General features: G+C 68.2%; 18 protein-coding genes and 2 pseudogenes. 7 read left to right on the forward strand and 13 right to left on the reverse strand.

From position 1 onward, the window contains the following. Nucleotides 1-8 precede the first annotated feature (8 nt). Genes AC07R7_RS08435 through AC07R7_RS08450 form a run of 4 tightly spaced genes read right to left on the reverse strand, consistent with a single transcriptional unit; the run spans nt 9 to nt 1,693 of the window. Entirely contained in the window at nt 9-287 is a 279-nt protein-coding gene (locus tag AC07R7_RS08435) for a type II toxin-antitoxin system RelE/ParE family toxin (RefSeq protein ID WP_494634822.1), read from the reverse strand. Further along, entirely contained in the window at nt 284-577 is a 294-nt protein-coding gene (locus AC07R7_RS08440; protein WP_494634823.1) for an antitoxin, read from the reverse strand. The genes AC07R7_RS08435 and AC07R7_RS08440 overlap by 4 nt, the downstream gene beginning before the upstream one ends. Before the next feature lie 35 nt (nt 578-612). Further along, nucleotides 613-786 carry a hypothetical protein gene (locus AC07R7_RS08445; protein WP_492839807.1) on the reverse strand — a complete coding sequence of 58 codons (174 nt, stop codon included), beginning with the start codon at nt 784-786 and terminating at the stop codon, nt 613-615. Between the two features lie 10 nt (nt 787-796). Further along, the gene (locus AC07R7_RS08450; RefSeq protein WP_494634824.1) at nt 797-1,693 is read right to left on the reverse strand and encodes a hypothetical protein; all 897 of its coding nucleotides are present in this window, start codon (nt 1,691-1,693) and stop codon (nt 797-799) included. 112 nt (nt 1,694-1,805) lie between these two features. On the opposite strand from AC07R7_RS08450, the gene AC07R7_RS08455 reads away from it, so the two are divergent. Both AC07R7_RS08455 and AC07R7_RS08460 read left to right on the forward strand, forming a co-directional pair. Beyond that, nucleotides 1,806-2,426: a TIGR02466 family protein gene (locus AC07R7_RS08455; protein WP_492839805.1), complete on the forward strand. Its 621-nt coding sequence runs from the start codon at nt 1,806-1,808 to the stop codon at nt 2,424-2,426. Nucleotides 2,427-2,512: 86 nt separating this feature from the next. After that, nucleotides 2,513-3,541 carry an AI-2E family transporter gene (locus AC07R7_RS08460; protein WP_494634825.1) on the forward strand — a complete coding sequence of 343 codons (1,029 nt, stop codon included), beginning with the start codon at nt 2,513-2,515 and terminating at the stop codon, nt 3,539-3,541. Nucleotides 3,542-3,613: 72 nt separating this feature from the next. Here the strand turns inward: AC07R7_RS08460 and AC07R7_RS08465 are convergent, their stop codons facing one another. The 3 genes and pseudogenes from AC07R7_RS08465 to AC07R7_RS08475 form a co-directional block, all read right to left on the reverse strand. Next, nucleotides 3,614-4,192, reverse strand: coding sequence for a hypothetical protein (locus AC07R7_RS08465; RefSeq protein ID WP_492885862.1), 579 nt, complete (start codon nt 4,190-4,192; stop codon nt 3,614-3,616). Between the two features lie 29 nt (nt 4,193-4,221). Further along, a pseudogene (locus tag AC07R7_RS08470) lies at nt 4,222-4,921 on the reverse strand (DUF998 domain-containing protein). Nucleotides 4,922-5,071: 150 nt separating this feature from the next. Continuing rightward, on the reverse strand, nt 5,072-6,790 hold the full coding sequence (locus tag AC07R7_RS08475; RefSeq protein WP_494634826.1) for a M20/M25/M40 family metallo-hydrolase: 1,719 nt from the start codon (nt 6,788-6,790) through the stop codon (nt 5,072-5,074). Nucleotides 6,791-7,149: 359 nt separating this feature from the next. Between AC07R7_RS08475 and AC07R7_RS08480 the strand changes: the two genes are divergently transcribed. Then, entirely contained in the window at nt 7,150-7,383 is a 234-nt protein-coding gene (locus AC07R7_RS08480; RefSeq protein WP_492885858.1) for a flagellar hook protein FlgE, read from the forward strand. A 59-nt stretch (nt 7,384-7,442) separates the two neighbouring features. After that, nucleotides 7,443-7,553 (forward strand): annotated as a pseudogene (locus AC07R7_RS08485) (endonuclease domain-containing protein); the annotation flags it as partial. 167 nt (nt 7,554-7,720) lie between these two features. Here the strand turns inward: AC07R7_RS08485 and carA are convergent. Beyond that, the gene (carA, locus tag AC07R7_RS08490) at nt 7,721-8,887 is read right to left on the reverse strand and encodes a glutamine-hydrolyzing carbamoyl-phosphate synthase small subunit (RefSeq protein ID WP_494634827.1); all 1,167 of its coding nucleotides are present in this window, start codon (nt 8,885-8,887) and stop codon (nt 7,721-7,723) included. 330 nt (nt 8,888-9,217) lie between these two features. On the opposite strand from carA, the gene AC07R7_RS08495 reads away from it, so the two are divergent. The 3 genes from AC07R7_RS08495 to AC07R7_RS08505 all read left to right on the forward strand — a co-directional run bounded on the left by AC07R7_RS08495 (nt 9,218) and on the right by AC07R7_RS08505 (nt 13,402). Beyond that, a complete protein-coding gene (locus AC07R7_RS08495) occupies nt 9,218-9,499 on the forward strand; it encodes a DUF1272 domain-containing protein (protein ID WP_492885854.1) in 282 nt (93 codons plus the stop codon). A gap of 418 nt (nt 9,500-9,917) precedes the next feature. Further along, on the forward strand, nt 9,918-13,001 hold the full coding sequence (locus AC07R7_RS08500; protein WP_494634828.1) for a TonB-dependent receptor: 3,084 nt from the start codon (nt 9,918-9,920) through the stop codon (nt 12,999-13,001). Nucleotides 13,002-13,270: 269 nt separating this feature from the next. Beyond that, a complete protein-coding gene (locus AC07R7_RS08505; RefSeq protein WP_492839797.1) occupies nt 13,271-13,402 on the forward strand; it encodes a hypothetical protein in 132 nt (43 codons plus the stop codon). 89 nt (nt 13,403-13,491) lie between these two features. Here the strand turns inward: AC07R7_RS08505 and AC07R7_RS08510 are convergent, their stop codons facing one another. The 5 genes from AC07R7_RS08510 to AC07R7_RS08530 all read right to left on the reverse strand — a co-directional run bounded on the left by AC07R7_RS08510 (nt 13,492) and on the right by AC07R7_RS08530 (nt 20,737). After that, nucleotides 13,492-13,746 (reverse strand): hypothetical protein, encoded by a 255-nt coding sequence (locus tag AC07R7_RS08510; RefSeq protein ID WP_494634829.1) that lies wholly within the window; start codon nt 13,744-13,746, stop codon nt 13,492-13,494. 94 nt (nt 13,747-13,840) lie between these two features. Beyond that, complete coding sequence (gene pip / locus AC07R7_RS08515) at nt 13,841-14,941, reverse strand: prolyl aminopeptidase (protein ID WP_494634830.1); 1,101 nt, start codon at nt 14,939-14,941, stop codon at nt 13,841-13,843. Nucleotides 14,942-15,012: 71 nt separating this feature from the next. Next, entirely contained in the window at nt 15,013-17,037 is a 2,025-nt protein-coding gene (locus AC07R7_RS08520; RefSeq protein WP_494634865.1) for a TonB-dependent receptor, read from the reverse strand. A 108-nt stretch (nt 17,038-17,145) separates the two neighbouring features. After that, nucleotides 17,146-19,125, reverse strand: coding sequence for a glucans biosynthesis glucosyltransferase MdoH (gene mdoH / locus AC07R7_RS08525; RefSeq protein WP_494634831.1), 1,980 nt, complete (start codon nt 19,123-19,125; stop codon nt 17,146-17,148). Nucleotides 19,126-19,198: 73 nt separating this feature from the next. Further along, a complete protein-coding gene (locus AC07R7_RS08530) occupies nt 19,199-20,737 on the reverse strand; it encodes an OpgD/OpgG family glucan biosynthesis protein (RefSeq protein WP_494634832.1) in 1,539 nt (512 codons plus the stop codon). Between the last annotated feature and the right edge of the window lie 136 nt (nt 20,738-20,873).

Below are 20,873 nucleotides of genomic sequence, written 5' to 3' on the forward strand. Positions count from 1 at the left end.
CGGCGCGTTCAGCGATCTTCCAGGCTGTGGAAGACGCGGGCGATGATGACGCGATCCCGTCTGACGCCGTACCGGAGCACGTAACCGGCCGAACCGAATGGAACAACGAGTTCGCGTAGGCCGGATCTAACAAGCCGCCCACGCTCGGGAAACTCCGCGAGTGATCTCGCCGCCGAAATCAAGGTCTCGGCGGCGTCCTCGGCGGCGTTCGGCGCGCGTTCCGCCAGCCAAAGGCGTAGACGGTCGAGATCGCGCCTCGCGGTCAGCGCAAATTCGACAGGCTTCATTCGCGCGTGCGCGGACGGGCTTCTGGTGGGGGGAGCTCTTTGGCTGTTCCCCAGGATTTCATCCAGCGCTCGACATCCTCCAGAGGAACACCACCCCGCCGATCGGTCTCGTCGACGATGCGATCTATCTCGTCCCAGGCGGCGTTGCTGTCTTCGAAGCCTTGAGTGTTTCCGAACGCGAGCAACTCATAGGCATACGCCTCGACACTCCGCCCCGCCGCTTCGGCGCGGGCGCGCAGGCTCTCGGCGAGCGCCGCATCGATCTTGAGGGTCAGTTCGCCGTCGGCCATGGACTCATGATCCGCCCGGACGGGGAGGGCGTCAATCACGCCGGGAAGGTGGCCGTCACGGTGTAGGTGCCGTCGGCGGCCTTGAAGGTTTCCACCCTGAGCGCGCCCGACGCCCAGAGGATGCCAATCAAGGTCGGGCGACGGCTTTCGGCGACGCCTTCATAGACGTCCTGGGTGACCTTCGTGCTGTGGCTGGGCGTCTCGGCCATGGGATCCCTCCTAGTTGACGGCCTGGTTCCTGCCCTTCAGGCAGCCGATGATCTCGACGCGCTCCTCACGGGTTCCCGCCTCAAGCACGTGGGCCACCTCGCGGCGCTTGTCGTTCTGGCTCGTCATCTTGCGGGCCGACGGCGAGCAGTCGGCGACGAGATCGAGGCGGGTCACGAAGTTGTCCGTGCCGACCGCCAGATAGGCGTTGATTTTGTCGGAGGTGTCGTCGGCGGTGGACTTGTATCGGTTGATCCGGGTGATCTCCTCGACGGCCGCCTGGTTCTTGACGCCGGCGTCGTTGGCGACCTGGGTCAGGGCGCCGTTCAAGGTGCCGACCGCGTAGTAGGCTTTCAGGTCCGACAGCGCCGCGTCCAGGGAATAGTCCGCGTCCGTCCGGGTCTTGCCCTGAACGATGCGCGCCAGGACCACGTTGCGCGAAGCGTCCATCTGGCTGATGAGCACCGGGAGCGTCTTGCTGAGGAACAGTTCCTTGTCGACGCTGCCGCGCAGGCCCAGGACGAGGCTGGCATAGGTCGTCAGGTGAGTCTTGGTGCGCGCGCTCTTGGCCAGGGTGGCCGCCGCCGCGAGGCCGGACGTCGCCAAATCGGACCCGACGGCGAAGGTCTTCTGGTCACTCGATAGGCCCTGGGCGAACGCGCCGTAGCTGGTGTCGATCGCCGCCAGGCAGCTGTCGATGAAGGCGTTTCGCGCCGCGCCGCGCTTGGCGTCGATGGTTTCCTTGTCATAGGCGGTTCGGCTCGGCGCCGCGCCCTTGGCGGTTACCGGGCAGGCCGAGACCGCGGCCGCCGCGATCGTCGTGTCAGGCGAACCCTTGAACCCTCCGGCGCAGCCTCCAAGGCTGGCGGCCACCAGCAGGATCATTGTCCGAACAGCGATAGAACGCATCCTCCGCCCCTTTTGGAAGAACGCTGATATGCTACTCTGACACTAGTCTTATTTTTAAACAACTAGAAAGTGTCTTTGACATCTCCGAGCCCGGTGGACTACGCCGCGCTCCATGACCACGCGCCCGCTCTTCGTCACGCCGCTCTATGAAGCCAGCCTCGCCGGCGAGAAGGACGCCGAGGCGTTCCTCGACGAGCTGCACGACGCCTGCATCGCCATCGCCGAGGACGACGAGGCCGGCCAGGCCTGGGCCTATAACAAGGGCTATCTGGGCTACACGTCCTACGCCTCGCTGAACGACCTGCCGCAGCGCGACAGCCTGTTCGAGACGCTGAAGAAGAAGCTGGACAGGCACGCGGCGGCCTTCGCCAAGGATCTGGCCTTCGACCTGTCCGGCGGCAAGCTGGTCATGGACAGCCTGTGGATCAACATCCTGGAGCCGGGCGGCTCGCACAGCGGCCATATCCACCCGCACAGCGTGATCTCCGGCACGATCTACATCACCATCCCGCCGGGCGCCTCGGCCCTGAAGTTCGAGGATCCGCGCCTGCCGATGATGATGGCCGCCCCGACCCGCGCCGACGACGCGCCCGAGACCCTGCGGCCGTTCATCTACGTCAAGCCGTCGACCGGCACGGTGCTGATGTGGGAGAGCTGGCTGCGCCACGAGGTGACCACCAACCAGGCCGACGAGCAGCGGATCAGCGTCAGCTTCAACTACGCCTGGCGGTAGGCGCGCGTGGCGGCGGGCGCTTTGGCTAGGGAAAGCCTGTCGCCCGCGCGGGATGATCGCCTTCGAACCGGACGCGCGGAGATCAAGTGAGCAAGACGGGCACATCGTTCCTGGTGAACTTCGCCGCGGCCTCGGCGCTGCTGTACGTGTTTCGCGCCGTGCTGTGGCCCTTCGCCCTGGCCCTCGTCCTGGCCATCCTGATCGTCTCGCTGAGCGACCGGGTCGTGCGGCTGCTGCCTAGGGCGCGGCGCTGGATGGTGTTCGCCATCACCGCCGTGATCCTGGGCGGGATCATCGTCGCCAGCATGGCGATGGTGGTCGAGGGCGCCTCGCGGATCGTCGCCGAGATGCCGGCCATGCTGGCGCGCATCGACCAGCTGCTGGCCCTGATCCGCCTGCCGGGCGGCGGGACCCTGAGTCTGGAGGCCCTGGCCCAGAAGGTCGAGCTTGGTCCCCTGGCCGACCGCTTGCTGGGCAGCGTCCAGGACGCCTCGGCGGGCCTGGGCCTGACCCTGATCTTCCTGTTCTTCCTGCTGATCTCCAAGCCGATGATCGAAAAGCGGGTCGACCGGATCGTCGCCGCGCGCGGCGGGCGGGGCCTGGCCTCGGTGCTGGAGCGCAGCTTCTCGGGCGTCGAGAGCTACATGTACGTCCAGTCGGTCACCGGCCTGATGATCGCGGTCGGTTCGGGCGTGGTGATGTTCGCCGTGGGCCTGGACAACGCCCTGTTCTGGAGCCTGGTGATCTTCCTGTTCTCGTACCTGCCGGTGCTGGGCGTGCTGGCCGGCAGCGTCGGGCCGACCCTGTTCGCCCTGCTGCAGTTCCCCAGCCTGACGCCGGCCGTCACCGTCTTCATCGGCATCCAGATCGTCTCGTCGGTCGTCGGCAATCTGGTGCTGCCCAAGATGCAGGCCGACAGCCAGAACATCGACCCGGCCGCCAGCCTGATCGCCGTGGGCATGTGGACGGTGCTGTGGGGCGTGCCGGGCGCGTTCCTGGCCATCCCGCTGACCCTGGCCCTGATGTACGGCCTGGCCCAGTACGATGACCTGCGCTGGCTGGCCGTGCTGATCTCGCACGACGGCGACCCCACGCCGATGGAGCCGGGGGAGTAGGGGCCGCCGCGGCGCCGTTTCCTGTTTTTACGCATTTTCGACGACGAGCCGGAGCCGGAGCCTGGGCAAGGCCTACGGCCCGCACGTCCAGGTCCCGACGAACACCCGCTTGGCGCCGTCGGCGCGGTCGTAGGTCAGGGTGGCCGGGTAGGGCGGGGACTCGCCGCCGCCGGTCGCCGGACCGGTGATGGCGATGGTCACCGTCTTGCCCTGGCCGCTTAAGGCCGTACCTTTGACCATGGCGTCGTAGCCGCCCGGCGCGACGACCTGCTCGACGGAGTCCAGCACCTTGACCAGGCCGAAGCCGGGCTCCTTGACGCCCGAGAAGCCCGAGGCGACCAGCAGCAGGGCGCCGGCCTTGTCGCGGAAATGGCAGCTCAGTTCGCCCTTCAGCGGATGGGCCTGCTGGTCGGCGAGGGTGAGGTCCGACAGCTGGATCTGAGAACCGTCACCGCCGATGGTTCCACCTTCCGCGGGGACGGGGGCGGCGGCCACGGGGGCCGGGACGGCGGGCGCCACCGCCGGCGTGCGGGTCTCGTCGCCCACGGCCGGGGGCGGCGTGGCAGCGGGCTGGTCCTCGGTCTTCTGCTGCGAGCAGGCGGTCAGGACCAGGGCGGCCAATCCTAGGGTCGCGAAACGATATCCGGTCATGGTGGGCGTTCTCCCGTTGTGGGGAGACCCTAGACGGCCGCCGGCTCGGTCGCCAGGGCGCTCGCCTTCCAGCCCTTCTCCAGGCTCCAGGCGGCCATGGCCAGCCACAGCAGGCCCAGGAACGCGTGGCCGCGCTGCCAGTAGCCGACGTCATAGCCGGTGCGGACGTTCCAGACCCCGGTCAGCAGGGCGAAGACCAGCAGCAGGCCGAAGAACCAGCCCAGCGAGAACTGGGCCAGCCGCCGATAGCCCGGCTTGCCCCACAGGGCCCAGGCGGTGAACAGCGGCGCGAACTGCATGGCCAGGCCGACGCCGCAGGCGCGATGCATGGGATCGGGCCAGTGGAACACCCCGGCGAAGAAGGCGCCCAGGCCCGTCAGCGCCACGAACAGGCCCGCGAAGGCCGAGACCCGCCGCCGGCCGCCGGCATGCTCCAGGGCGTGGGTGAAGCCGGCGCCGGCCAGCAGGCCCGCGATACCAGCGATCATCATGCCGTAGTTGAAGATCTCGGGCAGGGGGGCCTTGGGGCCGCCCAGCTCGCTGATGAACTGGGCCCCGGCGTCGAAGCCCGGGAACAGTCGCTGGGCCAGCGCGACGTCGGCCACCATGATGGCCGGCGCGATCACGCCGATCTTCAGGAAGGCGCCGGTGCGGGCGGTCACGGTGCGAGGATATCCGAGTCGAAACGAAGGAGGGCGGCAGAATCCCTTCCGCCGCCCTCCGGGTCAATCGTCGATACGCCTAATTCTTGTCATCCCGGCCGCAGCGAAGCGGAGAGCCGGGACCCAGGGACGACCGCACTGGGCTTGGCCCCTGGGTCCCGGACAAGCGCCATGCGCTTTCCGGGATGACAAGGGAAGGAACCTACTTCGCCCCAAATCACTTGGCGGAAGACGGATGCCCCGCCGGCGCGAACGTGCCGCCGAAGAAGTCGCCCTTCTTCCAGACCGGGCGGGCCGGGATGTTGGCCAGCTCGCGGGCGATCTCGTAGTTCACCAGGGCGAACTTGGCGGCCGCCTGGTAGTCGATCGGCTGGTTCAGATCATCGCCCGGGTGGTGGTAATTGCCCTTCAGGAAGCCCTTGAAGGCCGCCTCGCCGCCGTTCTGGAAGCCGGTCATCAGGAACACCGACGGGATCCCCTGCTCGACGAAGCGGTAGTGGTCCGAGCGGGTGAACAGGCCCTCTTCCGGCATCGGGTCGCCGGACAGCGCGACGCCCACGCGGCCGGCGGCGTGCTTGACGGCTTCGCCGATGGTCGAGCGGTCGGCGCCGAACGCGATCACGTCGGTGAACGGGTACAGCAGCACCGGCATGTCCAGGTTCACGTCGGCGGCGATGTCGGTCTTCTTCACGGTCGGGTTGTTGGCGAAGTAGTCCGAGCCGACCAGGCCCTTCTCCTCGCCCGTGACGGCCAGCAGGATGATCGAGCGCTTCGGCTTGACCTTGCTGTTCTTGAAGCCGCGCGCGACCTCCAGCAGGGTGGCGATGCCCGAGGCGTTGTCGAGCGCGCCGTTGTTGATCTTGTCCTCGCCCGGCTTGGCGTTCTCGCGGACGCCGATGTGGTCGAGGTGCGCGGACAGGATGATCGTCTGGGCCTTCAGGGTCGGGTCCGAGCCCTCGATCAGGCCGACGACGTTGCTGCTCTCGCGCTTCTCGATCTCGGTCTTGACGTTGATGCTGGCCTTGGAGGTCAGGGCGAAGCCCTTGACGGCGCCGTCCGGCTTCTCGGACTCGGCCAGCACGTCGGCCAGGGCCACGGGGGCGCCGGCGAACAGCTTGGCCGCGCCGGCCTGGCTGATCGAGGCCAGGGCCGGGGCGCTGGGCGCGCGGATGGCGCCGACGTCGTTGGCGTCGCGCCAGATCACCCGCCAGCCGCGCATCATGCCGGCGCCGGCCGCGAACGGACGGCGCTTCTCGGCGCTGGGGCCCGACAGGGTGACGACGCCGATGGCGCCGCGCTTGGCGGCTTCCTGGCGCTTGGTGTTGGGGTTGCTGAAATGGGCGCGTTCCTCGGTCTGCAGCGACGACGGGGCGCCGTTCAGCATGACGACGATCTTGCCCTTCACGTCCAGGCCCGCGTAGTCGTCGCGGCCCGTGGCCGGATTGACCAGGCCGTAGCCGACGAAGACCAGCGGCGCGTCGACCTTGAGGTCGGCTGACTGGGCCTGCGGGTTGGGCAGGTAGTCCTCGCCGTACTTCAGGGCGAGCGTCTGGCCGTCGGCGCCGGTCAGGCCGAACGCGCCCTCGCCGGCCCCGCGGAAGGCGATCAGCGGCACGTGCTGCTGGTACGAGACGCCGGTCGCCGTCTTGTCGCCGGCCGGCTTGACGCCCAGCAGGGCGTATTGGGCGGCGACGTAGTTGGCGGCGATGTCATAGCCGCGCGTGCCGGTCTCGCGGCCTTCCATCAGGTCGTCGGCCAGGAAGGTCATGTGGGCCTTGATGGCCTCGGGCGAAGGAACGAAATCCGAGGCGGGCGCGGCCTTCTTGCCGGCCTTCTCGGCGATGGCGACCGGCTTGGCCGGTGTGGCCGCGAGAACCGGTTGCGCCACCATGAGCAGGGCGGCGCTGGCGAGCGCGACACGACGCGTGAACGACATTTCTACAGAGACTCCCGGGGAGCGGACCGCCCCCCGGCCCGCGAAGGGGCGAACCATGTCGGGACGATGACGGCTTGTCGATACGGCCGAGCCTGAACGTTTTGTAATGTTGGACAGGTTTTGCGCGGAGACCGCCGTTGACGCCTCGCCCCCGCTGCTTGGCCGCGCGCCTTGCGACAACGGCGTTCGCGCGCGGTTTGGTTGGCGAAAGATTCACCCTGTCGAGGTCGCCTGGAAAGGTCCCGCCGAAAGGTTAACCGCCGCTAAAAAAGATGACCAAGTCGTGAATTTTACCATTTTTGGTTGTAAGGTCTTAACCCAACCGGCCAGATAACCAAGGCGTAGAACGGAGACACCCCATGCAGGCTCTCTCAATCGCCGCCTCGGGCATGATGGCCGCCGCCGACCGGCTCAACGCTTCGGCCCAGCGGGTGGCGGCTTCGGACGCCCACGCCGCCGAAAGTGTTGGGGAAGTCGACTACGTCAAGGAGCGCACCGACCAGATCGGCGCCGCGACCGACTTCAAGGCCAATGCGGCGGTGGTTCGCGTGGCCGACGAGATGAACAAGCGCCTGCTCGACCTCAAGGTCTGAGCACCGCGCCTTTACCAGTTCCCGCGTTAGGGCCTGTCTTCGCTCGGGAGTCACCCGACCTGGACGCGCTCGCCCCGCCAGACGCCTGAAGTGCGCCCCCCTTGCCTAGGGTGTCTGGCCGCCGCCTCCCGCTTTGCCCCCTAGTCTTGCGGGAGGCGGCCCCCACCTTTTGGGGGGCTAAAGCAAGAGTAAAAAACCCTTGTCATCCCGGCCGCGGCGAAGCGGAGAGCCGGGACCCAGGGGCGGCCGCAATGCATTTGCCCCTGGGTCCCGGACAGCGCTACGCGCTTCCGGGATGACAAGGATTTTGGCTGTAGGTCGGGGGCCTGGAAGGCGCCTACTTCGCCTTGTCCATCAAACCCGCGAAGCGTTCGAACAGATAGAGGCTGTCCGTCGGGCCGGGCGAGGCTTCGGGGTGGTGCTGCACCGAGAAGACCGGCTTGTCGGCCAGCTGGATGCCGGCGTTGGTGCCGTCGAACAGCGAGACGTGGGTCTCCCGCACCGGGGCCGGCAGGCTCTCGCTGTCCACGGTGAAGCCGTGGTTCATCGAGACGATCTCGACCTTGCCGGTGGTCAGGTCCTTGACCGGGTGGTTGGCGCCGTGGTGGCCCTGCTCCATCTTCACGGTCTTGGCGCCCAGGGCCAGGGCCAGCATCTGGTGGCCCAGGCAGATGCCGAACACCGGCTTGCCGCTCTGCACCAGCTTCTGGATTTCCGGCACCGCATAGGCGCCGGTCGCGGCCGGGTCGCCGGGGCCGTTGCTGAGCAGCACGCCGTCCGGGTTGCGGGCCAGGATGTCCTCGGCCGAGGTGTTGGCCGGCACCACCGTGGCGCGGGCGCCCACATGAGCCAGGGCGCGCAGGATGTTGCGCTTCACGCCATAGTCGATGACCACGACCTCGTACTTGGGCTTGTCCAGCTTGGCGTAGCCTTCCGGCCAGGACCACAGGCCCTCGTCCCAGGTGAAGGTCTGGGTGGTCGAGGCGTCCTTGGCCAGGTCCAGACCCTCCAGGCCGGCCCAGGCCTTGGCCTTGGCGACCAGGGCGTCCAGGTCGAACTTGCCGTCGGGCGAGTGGGCGATGACGCCGTGCGGCATGCCGGTCTCGCGGATCTTGCGGGTCAGGGCGCGGGTGTCGATCCCGGCCAGGCCGATGACGCCGCGGGCCTTCATCCAGGCGTCGAAGTCGCTGTTGGCGCGCCAGTTGGCCTGCTCGGTCGGGACGTCGCGGAACAGCGCGCCGCGGGCGGCCGTCTCGGCCACGCCGGTGATCTGCTCGACGTCCTCGAGGTTGGTCCCGACATTGCCGATGTGCGGGAAGGTGAAGGCGACGATCTGGGCCATGTAGGACGGGTCGGTCAGGATCTCCTGATAGCCCGTCATGGCGGTGTTGAAGCACACCTCGCCGACCGCGTCGCCGACCGCGCCGCAGCCCACCCCTTGCAGGATCGTGCCATCGGCCAGGGCCAGAACGCCGGTAACGCCGGGGAGAAGGTCTTGGGACATTCTGTGAAGCGCTCCTGGACGCGTGCTGAGGGGGCCTATTGTCGCAAAAAGGCGGGCTGGGTGTAACCCCGGCCCAGCCCCGGCGAGCCGGGGCGTTCGCCTGCAAGAAAGCGGACGGGCTTTTGGCCCGTCCGCCGCGCAAACGGCGCGGTGTCTAGGGGGTATGGGGGAGGGGGTCAACCCCCGCTGATCACGCGGATTTCGCTTGGCGCCACATTCCCGTGATCGACGAACGCGCACCCTCGCGCGACGGGCTCAAAAGCCCTTATGGTACAAGGCTTCCAGGCGCAAGACACCTGAAGCACCAGACGAACACGGGAGGACGGCCCCATGCTCGAACTGCGCCCCAATTGCGAGTGCTGCGACGCGGACCTGCCGCCGGCCAGCCCCGCGGCCCGAATCTGCACGTTCGAACACACCTTCTGCGCCGACTGCGCGGACATCCGGTTCGAAGAGATCTGCCCCGACTGCGGCGGCGGCCTGGTGGCCCGGCCGATCCGGCCCGACGCCCAGCTGCACCGTTATCCGGCCTCCCTGCGGCGGGTGAACAGGGGCCACCGGTATGGGCCGGCCGCGCGCCGCGACCCAGAGCGCCCGACGGGCTGGAACTAGAGCATTCACCGATCCAACTGGATCGGTGAGATGTTCTAGATACTTGTTTCACGCACTTTTTGACGACGAACCGGCGTCAGCCTTCGTCGAGCAATGCTCTCGAGCGCCGACGCGCCGGCGCCCTCTCGCCCCGCGCGGCCGCCGAACCCTTCCTGAACACGCCAGGATCGCGACCGGTCTCCCTCGGCCGGCGCGCGAGCGTGGCCCTGGCGCCGCAGTCCCCGCGAAGCGTCCGAAGGGGCATGACAACGAGGTCAGACCACATTGACTTGATAGGACTTACCTCGTAACCATGTCGAGTGTGACCGCTACCACCGCCAAGCGGAGCGTAATCGTCGGCCAACCGGGAAGGGACGGCCGATCAGCCGCACGGCGACAACGAAACAAGTGCTCAGAGCACTGTCATGGGGAGAGAAACATGTCGTCTATTCGACACCACGGGTCCGTTCGTCGCCTGGCCTTGATCGGCGCGACCTGCCTGACCACTTTAGCGATTGCCCAGGCCACTTACGCCCAGACGACCGCTCCGGCGCCGGCCGCGGACACCGCCGTCGACGAGATCGTCGTCACCGGCTACCGCAAGAGCCTGGCCCAATCGACGGTCGCCAAGCGCGAGACCACCGGTTTCGCCGACGCCATCTTCGCCGAGGACATCGGCAAGTTCCCCGACTCCAACATCGCCGAGTCGTTCAACCGCATTCCCGGCATCACCATCACCCGCGACATCACGGGCGAGGGCACGAACGTCGCCATCCGCGGCCTGGGATCGAACTTCACCAACGTGACGCTGAACGGCGCCTCGATCGCCGTGGCCTCGTCGGGCGCCACCGACGCGCAGGGCACCGACCGTTCGGTCGACCTTTCGTTCTTCCCGACCGACCTCTTCACCAAGCTGACGGTTAACAAGAGCTATTCGGCCAGCCTGCTGGAAGGCGGCGCGGCGGGTAATATCGACATGCGCTCGGCGCGTCCGTTCGACCGCCCCGGCCAGCACCTGACGATGAACGTCCAGGGCGTGAAGCCCGACGGCGCCAAGCTGGGCGGCAAGGGCTCGGTGATCGCCAGCAAGACCTGGGACAATTTCGGCGTCCTGTTCGGGGTTTCGGGCCAACGCCTGCACACCGACACGCGCGGCTACGAGACCATCGGCTTCACCAACCCGAACCTGTCGGCGGCCCAGTGCGGCGCGACCAGCGGCTGTAACGCCACGGGCGGCGGCAACTGGACGATCCCGGCCACGGTGCCGGTCGGCGCGGGCGCGGGCCTGGTGGCCGGCACGGTCATCGACCGCGATTTCCTGCTGTCCAAGAACCCCGGCGCGACGATCCAGCAGATCGACAACGGCCTGCTGCCGCGCCTGGGTCGTCCGTCGGCCGAGTATGGCCGCCGCGATCGGATCAACCTAGTCGGCAGCGTCGAGTGGCGTCCGAACGACGACATGAATTTCTATGTCGACGGCATGTACGGCTACAAGAACAACGACCTGATCCGCGAAGACATGATGTGGATCGTGCGCAACGGCGCGATCATTCCGACCAACACCAAGTACGACAAGACCGACTGCTCGGCCGGCTGCACGGTCACGCAGGGCACCTACGCCAACTCGCAGTTCTTCCTGGAATTCCGTCCCTATCTCGAGAAGACCGAGCTGTGGGGGATCAATCCGGGCGGCGAATGGCGCATCAACGACAAGCTGAAGGTCGAGGCCCAGGCCAACTACACCAAGAGCACCTTCCACCGCGAAAGCCCGACCTTCGGTCCGGTGACCGCGCTGGGCCTCGGCACGACGGTCGACTACACCTACAACCCGAACGGTCCGCCGACCATCAAGAGCAGCGTCGACCTGAACAACCCGGCCAACTTCGTCTGGAACGGCGGTCGCCTGAACATGCAGGACGAGAAGCGCTGGTACGAGACCAAGGGCGCCCGCGCGGCCATCACCTGGGGCGACGAGAAGCTGAACCTGAAGTTCGGCGGCAACTATGACGACGTCTCACGCACCATCCGGGGCTACGACAACACCACGCCGTGGCAGAACGCGACCTGCGGCAACAACCCCAGCATCAACCTGACCTCGCCGAACGGCGCCCCGCCGTGCCAGGGCCTGAACCAGCCGGGCGCCGCTCCGGCCGGCTATCCGACCTATCCGGGCTACGGCACGGGCGCCACGGCCGGCCAGACCGGCACGCTGACCTACGGCGGCTCGCTGATCCCGACCGCCAACCTGGCCAGCTACCTGAAGCCCGGCCCGGCCGGCTTCGTCACGGTCGACTGGGACAAGGTCAAGCAGGCCACCGGCTACGACAAGCTGCACGACGCCTCGCCGGAAACCGGCGGCTCCAACACCGGCGCCAGCGGCGGCTATATCAACGAGAAGAACAGCGCGGCCTATACCGAGCTGAACGGCGTCACCCAGGTGATGGACAGCGACCTGCGCTTCAATGTCGGCGTCCGCTACGTCCACACCAAGCAGACGATCGGCGGCCGCGTCTCGCTGGCGGATCCGCGCAACACCCTGCCGGGCGGCGCTCAGCTGCCGGACGGCGCGCGCTATCCGAACGTCACCAACTTCGTCTACGTCGAGAACACCTATTCCAAGTGGCTGCCGGCCGCCAACATCGCCTATGACGTCGGTGAGCACGCCGTGGCCCGCGTGGCGGTGTCGGAGACCATGACCCGTCCGGACCCCGCCGCCCAACTTCCGGGCGTCAGCTTCGGCGCGCCGTCGGCCGACCAGGCCACGATCGGCAACTCGGCGCTGAAGCCGTACTTCTCGAAGAACATCGACCTGGGCTTCGAGTTCTACACCGGCCAGGAAGGCGTCATCGCGGTCAACGCGTTCCGCAAGTCGCTGACCGGCTTCACGACCAACAACGTCGTGACCCAGCCGTTCTCGGCCCTGGCCCAGTACGGCATCACCTACGACACCCTGAACGACACCCAGAAGACGGCCATCAACTCGCGTGGCGGCCCGACCCAGGCCCAGGTGCAGATCCAGTCGCAGATCAACGTGCCCAACAAGCTCACGATCAACGGCCTGGAATTCCAGTGGGTGCAGCCGCTCGACTTCCTGACCAGCCGCTTCGGCGTCGAGGGTCTGGGCGTCAACGCCAACGCCACCATCGTCGACCAGACCAGCAACGGTCCGGCCATCGCCTACGGCGTTGCCAAGTACACCTACAACCTGACGGGCTATTACGAGCACAACGGCGTCAGCCTGCGCCTCAGCCACGTCTACCGGAAGGGCTCGCAGTCCAGCGGCGCCAACCAGAACGGCGTCACCGCCGCCGCCCTGTTCGCGGACGACTACAAGCAGACCGACTTCTCCTCGAGCTACGATCTGGAGAAGATCCTCGGCATGAAGAACGCCCCGCAGCTGACCTTCAACGTGACCAACCTGACCAACGAAAAGCTGCGCTCGCACTTCCAGTACGACAACGCGACCTTCACCTACTACAAGCCCGGCCGCCAATACGTGGTCGGCCTGCGGATGAGCTTCTAAGGCTCCTCCGGCGCGGTCCCCGTCCGTCGGTCCGAAACCTCGGACCGGCGGGCGGTCGCGCTCCATCCAGCCTTCAAGCGTGGGCGATCCGCCTCCTCCCGCCCGCGCGGCCTCACGGCGCGTCCCGTTCCAGGGCGCGCCGATTTTTTTGGGGAAAGCGCCGGAATGGACGGCGGCGCAGGACAACTTGTCGCGGCGATCCATCCGTCCAAGATTCACGATCGTTAACCGGTCAGGGTGCAAGCTCCAGCGTGCAAGGAGCACCCGCCATGATCCCCACCGCCGCCCCGTTCAAGCTGCCCAGCCGCTCGGTCCTCAGCCTGACCGAGACCGTGCTGCACATGGCGCTTTCGGCGGCGATTCCGATCAGCGCGGTGGTCTTCGCGGTGCTCAGCTTCTAGAGCATTTTCCGACGAAGTGGATACCGGTTCGTCGTCAGAAAATGCGTTAAAACAAGAGCCTAGAGCAAGCCGCGCGCTCCGGGGCGCCTTCAGGGCTCGCCTCGGCCCCGCAGCCGCGACCAATGCTGGGTCGCGGCCTCGCCGGGTTGGTCCAGCGCCTCGTCCAGGTGGACCAGGATCCGCGCGGCGCCGAAGAACAGCAGCCAGACGACGGCGAAGAACCGCAAGAGATCGGCCTGATGCGGGGCGCGGGCGGCCCAGGCCAGGAGGCCTGTGAAACCGCCGAGGCCGGCGACCAGCAGGATCATCAACAGGCGGCGGTGAGCGAGGGAGGGCTTGTACATGGCGGTCTGTCCAATAGACGCGCCTTTAGTACCCCCGCCCCGCATAAGCGCTCCACATGGGAGCGAGCCCTCCGGCGTAAGGGCCGTATAAAACTCAGCCGATCGGCGGCAGCCCGTCCATGATCGCGGTCAGGGCCAGGACGGTCTGGGCTTCCATGGCGCTGTGGCCGGCATTGGTCTTGACGTAGCTGGCCGGGGTCGCGCCCACCGACGCCATCGCCGCCACCAGCCGCGAGGCCTGGGTCAGCGGGCAGACCTGGTCGAAGCGGCCGTGGACGATGTGGGTCGGGATGGCGGCGATCTTGTCGACATGGCCGACGATGTAGTCAGGCTCAAGGAACAGGCCGTTGGCGAAGAAGTGGGCCTCGATCTGGGCGAAGCACAGGGCGAAGTCGGCCTCGCCGAACTTCCCGGGATCGCTGTCCTTTGGGATCATGTTCGAGATCGTGCCTTCCCAGACCGACCAGGCCACGGCGGCGCGCAGCTGGCGGGCGCGGTCGGCGTCCGTCTTGGCCTCCATGTCGAAGATCGCCTTGTAGGCGGCCATCATGTCGCCGCGCTGCTCGGCCGGGATCTCCTCGACGAAGGCCTTCCACTCGTCGGGATAGGCGACATAGCTGCCCGGCTCGGTCAGGGCGTAGGGCGCCGCTTCGAACGTCGCGGCGTTGCCCTGGTACATGTAGAGCAGGTCCTCGCTCGCGCCGAGGAAGATGCCGCGCAGGATCAGCGAAGCCACCTTGTCCGGGTGGCGGATGCCATAGACCAGGGCCAGGGTGCTGCCCCAGCTGCCGCCGAACACGTGCATCTTGCCGGTGATGCCGAGGGCGTCGCGCAGGCGGTTGATGTCGTCGACCAGATGGTCGGTGTCGTTGCGGGTCAGGGCCACTCGCGGCCCATGGGTGGCGACCGTCGGCTCGCTCTTGCCGCAGCCGCGCTGGTCGAACAGGATCACGCGGTAGCGCTGGGGATCGAAGAATCGCGACATCACCGGCGCGCACGCCCCGCCCGGACCGCCGTGCAGGAACATCACCGGCTCGCCGTCCGGATTGCCGTATTCTTCCCAATAGAGCTTGTGGCCAGAACCCTCGTCGCCCGCCTGGTCGACCTGCAGCAGACCCGCGCGGTTGGCCGGCGCCAGCGGATACTTCCACTCGGTGGTGACGGTGCTGACGGCCTGCAGCTTCGAGAAATCCATGGGGCACACCTTCGGGTTCGACAGTCCTGGCCTACCGCGCCGGAAAGCGCAGCGCCATCGTCAATGCGCCGTCAGACCTTGGCCTTGAACTTGTAGACCAGCGACACCCGCACCGCCCGGGCGTTGGGCGCGAGGTCGCTGTCGATCACCACGCCCCCGTCCCGATAGCGGCTGCGCTGCCGGTTGGTGTTGAAGATGTCCGTGGCGTTCAGGGTCACCGAATAGCGGGCGTCCAGCTTGTGGCTCCAGGTGGCGTCCAGCTGATGGTAGGCGGCCTGATAGCCCTGCAGCGTAGGGGTCTTGCCCGCGCCGCTGAGGTTGAACTGCAGCTTGTCGCCGTTCTTCAGGACCTTATCGACCACGACATTGCCGGAATAGTTCGTCCGGGTCGTGGTCGCCAGGGTCGCGGTGGCCGGGACCAGTTGCCGGCGGAAGACGTTCAGGTTGACGACGTATTTCCAGCCGCCGGGCGCCTCGCCGCGAGCATTGGCCTCCAGCCCTCCGGACGTCGCGCGGTCGTAGTTCAGCGGCCGGATCGCGGTGGTGAGGTCGGGGTTCCAGGTCGTATAGCTCTGCCAGGGATCGTGGCTGACGCGGTAATAGGCCGTCAGCCCCAGGGTCGTCTTGCCGAAGGTCCGCTCGTAGCCGCTCTCGTAGGAGTCGGTGGTGGTCGAGGCCAGATCCAGGTTGCCTTGCATGGCGCTGCGCTGGTTGCTCGGCGTCCGTCGGGGGTCATAGAGCTCCAGTTCGGGCCGTAGAATGCGGCGGCTGTAGCTGGCCTTGAGCTTGCCGCCGATGAGCGGATGCGACAGGTGGAACGAGGGGAACAGGCGGGTGACGTCGCGGTCGCGCGCGGCGGCCGGCGCGTTCAGCCGCAGGGATTCCGTCTCCACCCGCAGGCCGGGCATCAGCTTGAACCCGACGAACGGGAACTGATAGGTCGCGTAGCCCGACAGGTTGACGCGCCGGGCGTTGAACACGCCGAGATCGCCGGTCGCCAGGCCCAGCGCGCCGATGTCGCCGTCATAGGACCGGAAGAGGTCGCGCTCGACGCGGTTGGCTTCCAGGCCGGTGGTCAGGATGGCGCCGCCGGTCAGGTTGGCGACTACCGCGACCTTGGCCTGGTCGTCCGGCCCCCGGACGCGTTTGGTGTCGCCGTAGCGCTGGGCCAGGGCCGTCGGTGCGACCTGGCGGTCGTCATGGTCCATACGGCTACGGTTGTCGCTTTGGGAATGCGAGATATTGGCCTCGAGCGAGCCGCGATCATCGGGCCAGGTGTCGGAATAGCTGACCTCGATGTCGTCGGACCGGTTCGTGTCGCGCTGCGTCCCGGCCTCCTCCGACTGCACCGGAGCGCCGCTGAACGCTTGATAATGGGCCAGGCTATCGACGCGGAGGCGACTGCCCATGTGGTGGGCCTCGACACTCAGTTCGCGGTTCTCGGAAAACCGCCGGGTGACGCCCAGAGAGGCCTGGGCGAAGTCCAGCTGGGACTTGCCGTGGCTGTCCCGCGCCACCAGGCGCTGACCGGTCGCGGCGTCGCGCTGGCTATATTCGGCGTCGGTTTCCGCCGGGCCTTGGATCAGCATGACGCGGCCGTCGACGCTCCAGTCGCCCTTGGTGGCCGAGGCGCTGGCCGAGATCTGGGTTTGCTCGTGCGTGTCGACCCGCGCCGAGATCGTGCCGGAGACGCCCAGAGCGCGGTCCTCGCGGGTGACGATATTGATGATCCCCGCCGTGCCGTCGGGCGAGAATTGAGCCGACGGGTTGGTCATCACCTCGATGCCGCTGACACTGGAGGCCGGCAGGGATTGCAGGACCGAGGTCCCGGTGGGCGGCGGCTTGCCGTTGATCAGGATCTGGACGCCGGGATCGCCGCGCAGCGCGATCCGTCCGGTCGGCGACACCGTCACCGAGGGGATGCGATTGAGGATGTCCAGGGCGACGCCGCCCTGCGATCCGGCGTCCGAGCGGATGTCGTAGACGCGGCGGTCGATCTTGTCGCGAACCTGGGCGGGCCGGGCGGTGACGACGATCGACTCGACCTTCTGGGCCGCCTCCACGGACGCGGCGGCCTGGAACCACATGAGCACCATCGACACCCTGCCTTGAGATCGCCAAGGGCTCTCACGGCGAAGCTTGGTTCGCAATCGAAAATTGCAGGCTGGGGATCGGTGATCTTTTGGGAGAGTGGCCTTGTCGCCTCAGGCCGTCCGGCTGGAGACCAGATTGGCGCGCGCGCGGGTGTGGATGGCGTCGGGGCCGTAGACCATGACCGGGGCGCGGAGCAGCTTCTCGATCGCGGCGCGGACCGGGGCCTCGCGGTCGTAGGCGGCGCGCAGTTCGGCGGCGCGCAGGGCCACGCGGGGCGGACGGCGTTCCTCGGGGGTCTGGAACAGGCCCAGGACGTCGCCAAGCTCGCGCTGCGACAGGAAGAGGGCCAGCGGCGCCGACAGGATCAGGCCCAGATAGACCGGGCTGGACCACCAGAACATCACCGGATCGAGGGCGAAGACCAGGGCCGCGGCGACGCCGCCGATGCCCATGTGGGCGCGGTGGACGCGCCAGGCCTCGCGGCGGGTCAGGCGGCCGGGGTCGCGCTGCTGCGTCGCCCAGCCGGCGTCGCGGCCCAGCAGCACCTGCAGCACCGACACGCTCTGCATCAGCATCAGCACCGGCGCGACCAGGGCCGACAGCACGATCTCCATCACCATGCTGGCGACGAAGCGATAGCCGCCGCCGAACGCCTGGCGCTGGGCGCGGCGGCGCAGGATCAGGGCGCCGGCCATCAGCTTGGGCGCGATCAGCAGGGCCATGGTCAGGCCCCACAGCCAGGCGGCGGCGTCGGCGCGGATCAGCGCCGAGGCGCCGCCTTGCTCCATCCACACCCCGGCTCCGGCGATCAGCAAGAACAGCCACAGCGGCGAGGTGGCGTAGGACAGGACGCCGCGCAGCAGGTGCAGGCGGCTGACCCAGTGCAGGCCCTTGGCCCCGATCACGCCCAGGTGCTGCAGGTTGCCCTGGCACCAGCGGCGGTCGCGGATGGCCATGTCGAGGATGGTCGGCGGGGTCTCCTCGTAGCTGCCGGTCAGGTCGGTCGCCAGGCCGATCTTCCAGCCGCCCCGGCGCATCAGGGCCGCCTCGACGAAGTCGTGGCTCATGATGTGGCCGCCAAACGGACGCGGCCCCGGCAGGTGCGGCAGGCCCGCCTGCGCGGCGAAGGCCCGCGTGCGGATCATGGCGTTGTGGCCCCAGTAGTTGCCCTCCGCCCCCGACCACCAGTCCTGGCCGGCCGACAGCATCGCCCCATAGGCGCGCGAGGCGAACTGCTGCAGCCGCGCGAACGGCGTCTCGCCATTGATGATCGAGGGCGAGGTCTGCAGCAAACCCAGCTTCGGGTCGCGCTCCATGCGGTGGGTCAGGCGGATGAGGGTGTCACCGGTCATCAGGCTGTCGGCGTCCAGGATCAGGAACTGCGCATAGGCCCCGCCGAAGCGCTCGACCCATTCGGCGATGTTGCCGGCCTTGCGGTCGGTGTTCTTCTCGCGCCGGCGATAGAAGATCCGCGCCTTGGGGCCCAGCCGCGCGCGCAGCCGCAGCACGCCGACGGCCTCCTCGCGGGCGACGGCCTCGACCCGCGTGTCGCTGAGCACGAAGATGTCGTAGAGCTCGGCCACCTCGCGCTGGTCCAGGTCTTCGTACATCGCCTGGATGGCGGCCAGGACGCGGCCGGGATCCTCGTTATAGGTCGGGGCCAGCAGGGCGGTGCGGGTCAGGATCACCGGTTGCGGCTGCTCACGGCCGTCGCGCGCGCGCCAGCAGGTCCAGAAGCCGCCGACCGCGCTCATGAAGGCGAAGGCCACCCAGGCGAACAGCAGCACGAACAGGCCGAAGGCGACGCCGTCGACCAGGCTGAAGCCGCCGGGCGAGAACAGCAGCGCGGTGATCACCGCCGTGACGGCGGTCAGCACGCCCGAGCCCGCCAGCAGCACCCAGCGGCGTCCGGAGACGTCCGGGCCGGCCAGCGGCGTCAGCCGGCCCGCGCGCAGGCTCTGGGCGGGCATGGCCAGCGGCTTCTCCGCCGGCAGCCAGGCGGCGAACGAGGCGGGCGCGGGCCTGGCCGGCGGCGGGGCCAGCTTCAGGGCGGGGAGGGGACGGGCGCTCGCGCGTCGTTCGGAGGACAACAAAGCCACTACACTCTGGGTTCGGGGAGGCGGGAGCCGTCGGCAAGCCAAGTTCGCGACGGCGCGGTTGGTTTCACGGCGCGGGCGGAAAAATCAGCGCCGTCCAGGTTTCGCTCAACGCGCGCCCCTTCTGCCTGAGGACGACGCGCACATCGGCTGGTTCCGCGCCATCGCAGACCACGTCGAAGGTCACGCGCCACAGGGCGTCGGTCTCGGCCTCGTGGCGGGCGCCGGGATAGTGCGACAACAGGCGAATCTGGCCGTTGCGGGCGGTGACGTCGGCCTCGATGTCGATGGCCGTGCGCAGCGCCAGCAGGTTGGCGCCCCGGAACTCGACGGCGACCTTGCGGCCTTGCGCGGCGGTGTCGCGCCCCGGCTCGCCTGGTCGGCCCGAGCGGCTGGCCACGACCTTGGCGAGCTCGGTCTCCGGCGCGTCGGACGTCCAGTGCAGGCGATAGGTCAGCTCGACCTGGCTTCCGGCCTTGACCGGCGCGTCCGGCGTCCAGAAGGCGACGATATTGTCGTTGGTCTCGCTGTCGGTCGGGATCTCGACCAGGCGCACCGAGCCCTTGCCCCAGTCGCCGATCGGCTCGACCCAGACGCTGGGCCGGCGCTCGGCCCTGGCCTGGTCGTCGTGATAGTGCTCGAAGTCGCGGTCGCGCTGGATCAGGCCGAAACCCTTGGGGGTCTCGTCGCTGAACACGCTGGTCACCACGCGCCGGGGGTTGGAGAGCGGCCGCCACAGGCGCTCGCCCGCGCCGGTCCAGATCGCCAGGCCGTCGGAATCGTGGATCTCCGGCCGCCAGTCGACCGCCGGGACCGCGCGGTCCTCGCCGTACCAGAACATGCTGGTCAGGGGCGCGAAACCCATCTGGTCGAAGGCCCGCCGGAAGAAGACGCTCGCCTGCACGGTCTGGGTCAGGGCCAGGCCGTCGCGGTCGTTGACGAACCTGTAGGCCCCGACGATCCCCGGGCTCTCCATCAGGGCGTGGATGACCAGACGCCCCTGCGCGTCGCGCTCCAGCCAGACCTCGCGCCAGTCGGGAAACTCCTCGGGCTGGACGGCGTAGGTGTCGGCGGCGATGGCGCGGGCCGACAGGCCGTACTGGCCGAACGGCGCAGGCGAGCGAAAGTACGATGCGCCGTGGAAAACCAGCCACTCGCCGCGATCATCGCGGCTGATGGCGCGGAAGCCCGAGAAGCCGGCCTTGGCGGGCAGGGCGCGGACCGGGCTGTCGGCGGGCGACGAGAACAGGGTCGGGTCGTAGGCCAGCGGCCGGGCGCGACCGTCCTCGACCAGGTGGATGGTCACGGTCTTGGACACCCCCTGGCTGAGCGGGAACAGCTCGATCCCCCAGTCGCCGCCCCACAGCGGGATCTTCTCGCGATAGAACCCGACCGCCTGGGCGGCGTCATAGTCCATGGCCGCGACCTCGGCGGGCGGCGGGGGCGGGGCGACATAGGGACGACCGGCCAGGGCGCGGGCGCGGGCCTGCACGACGTCGAACGAGAAAGGCGCCGGGCGCGCATCGGCCTGTCCGGGCGACAGGCTGGCGGCGACGGCGCCGCCGGCCAGGAGCGTCAGGGCGGCGCGGCGATCAAGCAAAGACAATAGGAAACCTCGGGCGATTACCGACTCGGCGCGCGGATAAAGGAGACTTGCGGCCGAAATGGTTCAATCGTGTCGCGCCGGAAACCAGGCTTCCGGTCAGAAATGTCATCCGGCGGTCAGGCTGCCGACCGTGCGG

The organism is Caulobacter sp. GW821-FHT05F04 (assembly GCF_059419665.1).

Bases quoted from the DNA above. Each gene is read 5' to 3' on its own strand.
- AC07R7_RS08435 (WP_494634822.1), bottom strand. From the start codon at position 287: ATGAAGCCTGTCGAATTTGCGCTGACCGCGAGGCGCGATCTCGACCGT.
- AC07R7_RS08465 (WP_492885862.1), bottom strand. From the start codon at position 4,192: ATGACCGGATATCGTTTCGCGACCCTAGGATTGGCCGCCCTGGTCCTG.
- AC07R7_RS08500 (WP_494634828.1), top strand. From the start codon at position 9,918: ATGTCGTCTATTCGACACCACGGGTCCGTTCGTCGCCTGGCCTTGATC.
- AC07R7_RS08445 (WP_492839807.1), bottom strand. From the start codon at position 786: ATGGCCGAGACGCCCAGCCACAGCACGAAGGTCACCCAGGACGTCTAT.
- AC07R7_RS08510 (WP_494634829.1), bottom strand. From the start codon at position 13,746: ATGTACAAGCCCTCCCTCGCTCACCGCCGCCTGTTGATGATCCTGCTG.
- AC07R7_RS08520 (WP_494634865.1), bottom strand. From the start codon at position 17,037: ATGGTGCTCATGTGGTTCCAGGCCGCCGCGTCCGTGGAGGCGGCCCAG.
- AC07R7_RS08480 (WP_492885858.1), top strand. From the start codon at position 7,150: ATGCAGGCTCTCTCAATCGCCGCCTCGGGCATGATGGCCGCCGCCGAC.
- AC07R7_RS08455 (WP_492839805.1), top strand. From the start codon at position 1,806: ATGACCACGCGCCCGCTCTTCGTCACGCCGCTCTATGAAGCCAGCCTC.
- pip (WP_494634830.1), bottom strand. From the start codon at position 14,941: ATGGATTTCTCGAAGCTGCAGGCCGTCAGCACCGTCACCACCGAGTGG.
- AC07R7_RS08475 (WP_494634826.1), bottom strand. From the start codon at position 6,790: ATGTCGTTCACGCGTCGTGTCGCGCTCGCCAGCGCCGCCCTGCTCATG.
- AC07R7_RS08495 (WP_492885854.1), top strand. From the start codon at position 9,218: ATGCTCGAACTGCGCCCCAATTGCGAGTGCTGCGACGCGGACCTGCCG.
- AC07R7_RS08450 (WP_494634824.1), bottom strand. From the start codon at position 1,693: ATGCGTTCTATCGCTGTTCGGACAATGATCCTGCTGGTGGCCGCCAGC.
- AC07R7_RS08440 (WP_494634823.1), bottom strand. From the start codon at position 577: ATGGCCGACGGCGAACTGACCCTCAAGATCGATGCGGCGCTCGCCGAG.
- carA (WP_494634827.1), bottom strand. From the start codon at position 8,887: ATGTCCCAAGACCTTCTCCCCGGCGTTACCGGCGTTCTGGCCCTGGCC.
- AC07R7_RS08505 (WP_492839797.1), top strand. From the start codon at position 13,271: ATGATCCCCACCGCCGCCCCGTTCAAGCTGCCCAGCCGCTCGGTCCTC.